General features: G+C 69.7%; 8 protein-coding genes. 2 read left to right on the top strand and 6 right to left on the bottom strand.

Features of this window, described 5'->3' with window-relative positions; genetic code table 11:
- From G3N58_RS18350 to cobU, 3 genes are all read right to left on the bottom strand, one after another.
- On the bottom strand, positions 1 to 570 hold a 570-nt coding region (locus G3N58_RS18350), incomplete at its 3' end, for an aminotransferase class I/II-fold pyridoxal phosphate-dependent enzyme (RefSeq protein ID WP_205999864.1).
- A gap of 40 nt (positions 571 to 610) precedes the next feature.
- Positions 611 to 1,546: an adenosylcobinamide-phosphate synthase CbiB gene (cbiB, locus tag G3N58_RS18345; protein ID WP_205999863.1), complete on the bottom strand. Its 936-nt coding sequence runs from the start codon at positions 1,544 to 1,546 to the stop codon at positions 611 to 613.
- Entirely contained in the window at positions 1,546 to 2,127 is a 582-nt protein-coding gene (gene cobU, locus G3N58_RS18340; protein WP_205999862.1) for a bifunctional adenosylcobinamide kinase/adenosylcobinamide-phosphate guanylyltransferase, read from the bottom strand. The genes cbiB and cobU overlap by 1 nt, the downstream gene beginning before the upstream one ends.
- 246 nt (positions 2,128 to 2,373) lie before the next feature.
- On the opposite strand from cobU, the gene G3N58_RS18335 reads away from it, so the two are divergent.
- Positions 2,374 to 3,852: a cobyric acid synthase gene (locus tag G3N58_RS18335; RefSeq protein ID WP_205999861.1), complete on the top strand. Its 1,479-nt coding sequence runs from the start codon at positions 2,374 to 2,376 to the stop codon at positions 3,850 to 3,852.
- Between the two features lie 184 nt (positions 3,853 to 4,036).
- Here G3N58_RS18335 and G3N58_RS18330 read toward each other — a convergent pair whose 3' ends face one another.
- Positions 4,037 to 4,456: a PaaI family thioesterase gene (locus G3N58_RS18330; RefSeq protein WP_167036590.1), complete on the bottom strand. Its 420-nt coding sequence runs from the start codon at positions 4,454 to 4,456 to the stop codon at positions 4,037 to 4,039.
- Between the two features lie 229 nt (positions 4,457 to 4,685).
- On the opposite strand from G3N58_RS18330, the gene G3N58_RS18325 reads away from it, so the two are divergent.
- Positions 4,686 to 5,324 (top strand): ParA family protein, encoded by a 639-nt coding sequence (locus G3N58_RS18325; RefSeq protein ID WP_167036593.1) that lies wholly within the window; start codon positions 4,686 to 4,688, stop codon positions 5,322 to 5,324.
- A gap of 83 nt (positions 5,325 to 5,407) precedes the next feature.
- Here the strand turns inward: G3N58_RS18325 and panD are convergent, their stop codons facing one another.
- Complete coding sequence (gene panD / locus G3N58_RS18320) at positions 5,408 to 5,794, bottom strand: aspartate 1-decarboxylase (protein WP_167036596.1); 387 nt, start codon at positions 5,792 to 5,794, stop codon at positions 5,408 to 5,410.
- A gap of 89 nt (positions 5,795 to 5,883) precedes the next feature.
- Complete coding sequence (gene panC / locus G3N58_RS18315; RefSeq protein ID WP_167036598.1) at positions 5,884 to 6,717, bottom strand: pantoate--beta-alanine ligase; 834 nt, start codon at positions 6,715 to 6,717, stop codon at positions 5,884 to 5,886.
- Between the last annotated feature and the right edge of the window lie 267 nt (positions 6,718 to 6,984).

Below are 6,984 nucleotides of genomic sequence, written 5' to 3'. Positions count from 1 at the left end.
GCGCGCCGCGAGCGACGCGGCAGGCACCGTATCGGCGAACGCCTCGTCGACGAGCAGCGTGCCGCCGCGCTCGCGCAGTTGCGCGTGCCAGTGCAGCAGCTTGTCGGCGCCGAGATGCGTGGCGGTCGGATTGTCGGGATTCACGATCGCGACGTGCGTGAGCGTGGCGGGCAGCGTGTCGCACTGCACGTCGAGCGCGGCGACGTCGTGCCCCGCGCGCGCGAACGCCGGCGCGTATTCGCCGTACGTGAGCGGCGCGATGCCGACCGTCGCGCGCGGCAGCAGCGCGGGCAGCGCGCGAATCGCGGCCTGGCTGCCGGCGACCGGCAGCACGTGCGCGGCATCGGGCGCACCGTAGTATTGCGCGGCGCGCGCGGCGAAGCCGTCGCCATCGTCGGGCAGGCGGCGCCATGCGTCGGCGGGAACCGGCGGCACCGGATAGCCGTGCGGATTGATCCCTGTCGACAGATCGAGCCATTGCGCGTACGGCAGGCCGTAGCGCGCGGCCGCTTCGTGCAGGTTGCCGCCGTGCGCGATCGGGCCGGCGGGCATGCTCGGGCCGGCGGGCATCGGCTCGGCGCTGGGCCGATCCTCGCGCGGGTCGATGGCCTTAACCATGAAACGGCACGCTCAGCAAAGCCAGCACGATCAGCACGGCCAGCCACAGGATCACCGTGCGCTCGACCAGCATCAATGCGGCGCCCACATGGCGCGCCTCGGCGGGATGCCCGAAGCCGAGCGTCGGGCGCTGTTCGAGCGCACCGTGATACACCGCCGCTCCGCCGATCAGCACGTTCAGGCTGCCCGCGCCGGACGCCATCACCGGGCCCGCGTTCGGGCTATCCCAGCGCGGCGCCTGCTCGCGCCAGCAGCGCCATGCGCTCAGCGTGTCGCCGAGCAGCGCGTAGCTCGTGGCGGTCAGGCGCGCGGGAATCCAGTTCAGCACGTCGTCGATGCGCGCCGCGGCCCAGCCGAAGCGCAGATAGCGCGGCGTGCGATAGCCCCACATCGCGTCGAGCGTATTGGCAAGGCGAAAGCCGAGCGCGCCCGGCCCGCCCGCGATCGCGAACCAGAACAGCGCGCCGAAGATCGCGTCGTTGCCGTTTTCGAGCGCCGACTCGACGGCGGCGCGCGCGAGCGCGGCTTCGTCGGATTGCGTGGTGTCGCGCGACACGATGCGCGCGGTCAGAAGGCGCGCGCTGGCGAGATCGCGGGCACCGAGCGCCCGCGCGATCGGCGCGATGTGGTCGCGCAGGCTGCGCGCGCCGAGTGCGAACCACAGCAGCGCGACGTGCAGCGCGCAGGCCGCGAAAAACGGCAGCACGGCGACGAGCCACCACGCGACCAGCACTGGCGGCAGCACCGCGAGCGCCCATGCGAGCAGCCCCTTCAGACGCAGACGCCGCCCGCGGTTGCAACGCGCTTCGAGGCGCGCGGCCCAGTGGCCGAAGCCGACCAGCGGATGCGCGCGGCGCGGCTCGCCGAACCAGCGGTCGACGGCCACGCCGGCGGTGGCGAGCGTCGCGATCAGCGGCAGAGTCAGCATCACGCGGGGCTCGCGGTTTTCAGGGCGAGCGGCAGGCCCGCGACCATCAGCGTGGCGGTGCGGCTTAGTGCCGCGATGCGTTGATTGAGCCGTCCGAGTTCGTCGACGTAAAGACGCGTGGCCGCGCCGAGCGGCACGACGCCGAGGCCGATTTCGTTGCTGACCACGATGATCTTGCCGCGCGCCGCGGCGAGCGCCGCTTCGAGCGCGGCGGCGCGCGCGTGGTAGGGCTCGATGGGCGGGGCGTTTTCGCGGGTGTTGTCGGCGGCGTCGGCGGTGTCGGCAGGACAGAGCAGGTTCGCGAGCCACAGCGTCAGGCAGTCGATCAGCAGGCACTGACCCGGCGCGTCGTGTTGCGCGATGACGCCGGCGAGGTCCTGGTCCGCCTCGACGAGACCCCAGTGCGCGGGCCGCCGCGCGCGATGATGCGCGATGCGCGCGCCGAATTCGGCGTCGCCGGTGACGCGGGCGGTGGCGATGTAGGTGACGGGCAGGGCGCTGTCGCTCGCGAGCTGCTCGGCGTGCGCGCTTTTGCCCGAGCGGGCGCCGCCGAGGACGAAGGTGAGGTCGGGGGAAATCATCGCGTGATTGTACCGGCGTGCGCCGCCGGCCGGCGCGGTGGGATAATGCCGGTCTTGCCGCCGCGCGCCCTGTGCCGGGCAGCGCGCACCGAGTGTGCCAAGCGCGTGCTTCATGCATCCGCTGCACGAGGTGCATGAAGCACGCGCGGCATCGCCCTGACCGCCCATTCCGATCCGACCGCCCTTGCCGTGACCCGAACCCCGCCGATTTCCACCGACGCCTTGCCCGTGCCGCACGGCACGCTGATGATCCAGGGCACCACGTCCGATGCGGGCAAGAGCACGCTCGTGGCCGGCCTGTGCCGTCTCGCGCGCCGCGCGGGCGCGCGGGTCGCGCCGTTCAAGCCGCAGAACATGGCGCTGAACAGCGCGGTGACCGTCGACGGCGGCGAGATCGGCCGCGCCCAGGCGCTGCAGGCGGTCGCCGCCGGCATCGCCGCGCATACCGATCTGAATCCGGTGCTGCTCAAGCCGACCAGCGATCGCGGCGCGCAGGTCATCATCCACGGCAAGGCGCGCATGAATCTCGACGCGCGCGCGTATCACGAGTACAAGCCGGTCGCGTTCGAGGCCGTGCTGGAGTCGTATGCGCGGCTGCGCGCGGCGTACGACACGGTGTTCGTCGAGGGTGCGGGCAGCCCGGCCGAGATCAATCTGCGCGAGCGCGACATCGCCAACATGGGTTTCGCCGAAGCGGTCGATTGCCCGGTCGTGCTCGTCGCCGACATCGATCGCGGCGGCGTGTTCGCGCATCTGACCGGCACGCTCGCGTGCCTGTCGGCAAGCGAGCAGGCGCGCGTGCGCGGCTTCATCATCAACCGTTTTCGCGGCGACGTGAGCCTGCTCAAGCCCGGCCTCGACTGGCTCGAAGCGAAGACCGGCAAGCCGGTGCTCGGTGTCGTGCCGTATCTGCACGGCCTTACGCTCGACGCCGAGGACATGCTGCCGCCCGAGCTGCGCGCGGCCGGCAGCGGCGACGCGGCGCGCCTGCTGCGCGTGGTCGTGCCGGTGCTGCCGCACATCAGCAATCACACCGATTTCGACGCGCTGCGCGTGCACCGCCAGGTCGATTTCCAGTACGTGCGCGGCGGCACGCCGCTGCCGCCCGCCGATCTGATCATCCTGCCGGGCTCGAAGAACGTGCCGGGCGATCTCGCGTTTTTGCGCGCGCAGGGCTGGGACGCGGTGCTCGCGAAGCATCTGCGCTACGGCGGACGCGTGATCGGCATTTGCGGCGGCATGCAGATGCTCGGCCGCGAGATTGCCGATCCGCATGGCGTGGAGGGCGCGCCGGGCACGTCCGCGGGGCTCGGCTGGCTCGACTATGCGACGGTGCTCACGCGCGAGAAGACGCTGAAGAACGTGACCGGGCGGCTCGCGCTGCCCGGTGCGCCCGAGGTGGCGGGTTACGAGATTCATATGGGCGAGACGCGCGGGCCGGCGCTCGATGCGCCGGTGCTGCGGCTCGATGGCGCGCGGGAAAACGCCGGTGCGCAGGGCACGCGTCCCGACGGCGCGTTGTCCGTCGACGGACAGATTCTCGCGACCTACGTGCATGGCCTGTTCGACACGCCGGCCGCGTGCGCGGCGCTGCTCGCCTGGGCGGGCCTGAGCGACGCCGAGGAAGTCGATTACGCGGCGCTGCGCGAGGCGTCGCTGGAGCGACTCGCGGATACGCTCGCCACGCACGTCGATATGCGCAGGCTGTTCGCGGCGGTGGGGTGAAGGCTGGCATTGGCCCGAGCAGGTCGCAACGTGTGCTGCGATTGCACCGCGCCTACGGCCGGAGCGCCGAAACACGCCCGCAAGCTGCAAAAAGCGTGCGCCGTCCCGGCCGCGCGCCCGTTGCCTCGACGCGGGGCGAATCGGGCGCGCCCCGCGCCGCTTGCCGTATCGCTTACGGCATCGCTCAGTACAGCACCATCTGCGTGCAGCGGAACAGCGCGATCGTCTTGCCGTCCGGACCGGTGACGGTCGCGTCCCAGACCTGCGTGCTGCGCCCGAGGTGCACGCCCTTCGCGACCGCGCGGATCGTGCCCTGCGTCGCCGTGCCGAGGAAGTTGCTTTTCAGCTCGATCGTCGTGAAATTGCGCGCGTTCTCCGGCAGGTGCGCGAGGCACGCGTAGCCGCAGGCGGTGTCGGCGAGGCCGATCACGCTGGCCGCGTGCAGGAAGCCGTTCGGCGCCAGCAGTTCCTCGCGCACGGTCAGCTCCGCGACCAGCATGCCCTGTTCGACGGACAGCGCGCGCAGGCCGAGCAGGTCCGGCAGCTTGCCTCGCTGGCGCTCGTGCAGGCGTTCGACGGTATATTCCGGGCGCAGTGTGCTCATGAGATTCGGGTCCTTGTCGATAAAACGGCGGGTTCAGGCAGCCGATTCGCCGTTTTGGGGCTTCGGCCGCGCTGCATTTGTCGATATTATCAACGGCTGACGGGCGGGCGAACCTGAGAAACGACCGATCAGGCACGGATCGGAACCCGCGGGCGCTGGTCTGAACCGATCAGGCGCAATGGCGCGGCAAACCGGCTGGCGGAGTCCAGCCTTCTTTCCAGGAGAATTCATGTCGGTGATCGTGGTGGCGAATCCGAAGGGCGGCGTGGGCAAAAGCACGCTATCGACCAATCTGGCCGGCTATTTCGCCGCGCAGGGCGAATGGGTCGCACTGGCCGACCTCGACAAGCAGCAGTCCGCGCATGCGTGGCTCGCGCTGCGGCCCGAGACGCTGCCGGCCATCGAGACGTGGGAAGTCAACACCGAGACGCCGGCCAGGCCGCCCAAGGGGCTCGATCACGCGGTCATCGACACGCCGGCCGGCCTGCACGGCAACCGCCTGAACATCGCGCTCGATCTGGCCGACAAGGTGATCGTGCCGCTGCAGCCGTCGATGTTCGACATTCTCGCGACCCAGGATTTTCTCGAACGTCTCGCGAAGGAAAAGGCGGTCAGGAAGGGCGCGATCGAGGTCGGCGTGGTCGGCATGCGCGTCGATTCGCGCACGCGCTCGGCCGAGCAACTGCATCGCTTCGTCGAAGGGCTCAAGCTGCCGGTGCTCGGCTTTCTGCGCGACACGCAGAACTACGTGCAACTCGCGGCACACGGCCTGACGCTGTGGGACGTCGCGAAAAGCCGCGTGGAGAAGGATCTGGAGCAGTGGCGGCCGATCGTCGAGTGGACGAACGGCACGGGGAAGAAGGACTGAAGCGAAGGACTGAAGCAGAGGACTGAAGCGAAGCACCGCGGCGGGGCGGCCCGCCGTCGGTCAGGTGGCAGGCCGGGCCGCGCTCAGGTCCAGTTCTGCGTCGGCACGTGATCGCGGCTGCCCTTGATCCGGTTGTTTTCGTCGACGAACACGAGGTCCGGCTTCCAGCCCGCTTTCAGTTCGGCTTCGTCGACCACCGCGAACGCCGCGATGATGACCAGATCGCCGAGCTGCGCGCGACGCGCGGCCGAACCGTTCAGCGAAATCATGCCGCTGCCGCGCTCGCCCTTGATCGCGTAGGTCGAGAAACGCTCGCCATTGTTGATGTTCCAGATGTCGATGCGCTCGTTTTCGACGATGTTCGCCGCTTCGAGCAGGTCTTCGTCGATCGCGCACGAGCCTTCGTAGTGCAACTCGCAGTGCGTGACCACGGCGCGGTGGATTTTCGACTTCAGCATGTTGCGTTGCATGACCAATCCTGTGTGACTGTGCGGGGTAGTTTCGATGAAACCCGGTGCCGTCGCGACCGGTTCGATCGTAGCGCCGGCGGCTGGCGGCGTCAGATTTCGAGGTTGTCGATGAGCCGGGTCGCGCCGAGCTTGGCGGCCGCCAGCACGACGAGCGGCGCGTTGGCGTCCTGTGTGCCGGGCGCGATCAGGTTCGAGCGCTTGCGGATCGCGATGTAGTCGGGCTTCCAGCCGCGCGCGGCGAGGGCTGCCGCCGCCGCCTGTTCGAGCTTCGCGAAGTCGCGCTCGCCCGCGAGCACCGCGTCGCGGATGCGATTCAGCTCGGCGGCCAGCACCGGTGCCTCGGCGCGCTCGGCGTCCGACAGATAGCGGTTGCGCGAGCTTAGCGCGAGGCCGTCGGTGTCGCGCACGGTTTCGGCGGCGACGATTTCGGTCGGCAGCGCGAACTGGTGGCACATCTGGCGCACGATCATCAGCTGCTGGTAATCCTTCTTGCCGAACACCGCGACGCGCGGCTGCACGCACGACATCAGCTTCATCACGACCGTGCATACGCCGTGGAAGAAGCCGGGGCGGAATTCGCCCTCGAGAATGTCGCCGAGATCGTGCGGCGGATGCACGCGATACTCTTGCGGCTCCGGATACAGGTCCTTTTCGGCCGGCGCGAACAGCACATAGACGCCTTCCTTCTGCAGCTTCTCGATGTCGGCTTCGAGCGTGCGCGGATATTTGTCGAAGTCCTCGTTCGGGCCGAACTGCAGCCGGTTGACGAAGATGCTCGCCACGACCGGGTCGCCGTGCTGGCGCGCGAGGCGCATCAGCGACAGATGGCCCTCGTGCAGATTGCCCATGGTCGGCACAAAGGCCGTGCGATTCTGGCCGCGCAACTGGTCGCGCAATTCATGGATCGAGCTGATGACTTTCATGATCGGACAGGAATGGGTTCGCGCGCCGCGCGCGCCCCGGTTGGCGCAAGACCTCGGGGAATCGCGCAGGCCGCCGCCTTACCGGCGATGACGGGTTCGGAGCGCGGATTGTAGTGGATTTGCGGACCGGGCGCACCGAATGGCGGCGTGTGTCCGGCGCGGGGCGCGGCGGGTTCGCCCGTGGCGCCCGCCAGGCCTTGCGTTGGCGGGGTTCTAGCGGTTTTCCCGTGGGCCGGCGGCCCGGCGCGGTGCCGGTTCCGTCGCGCG

Origin of the sequence: Paraburkholderia sp. Ac-20342 (assembly GCF_017104985.1) — a bacterium.
Classification (GTDB): Bacteria; Pseudomonadota; Gammaproteobacteria; order Burkholderiales; family Burkholderiaceae; genus Paraburkholderia.
The sequence above is the reverse complement of the archived record's forward strand: the minus strand, read 5'-3'. Positions and strand labels throughout refer to the sequence as shown.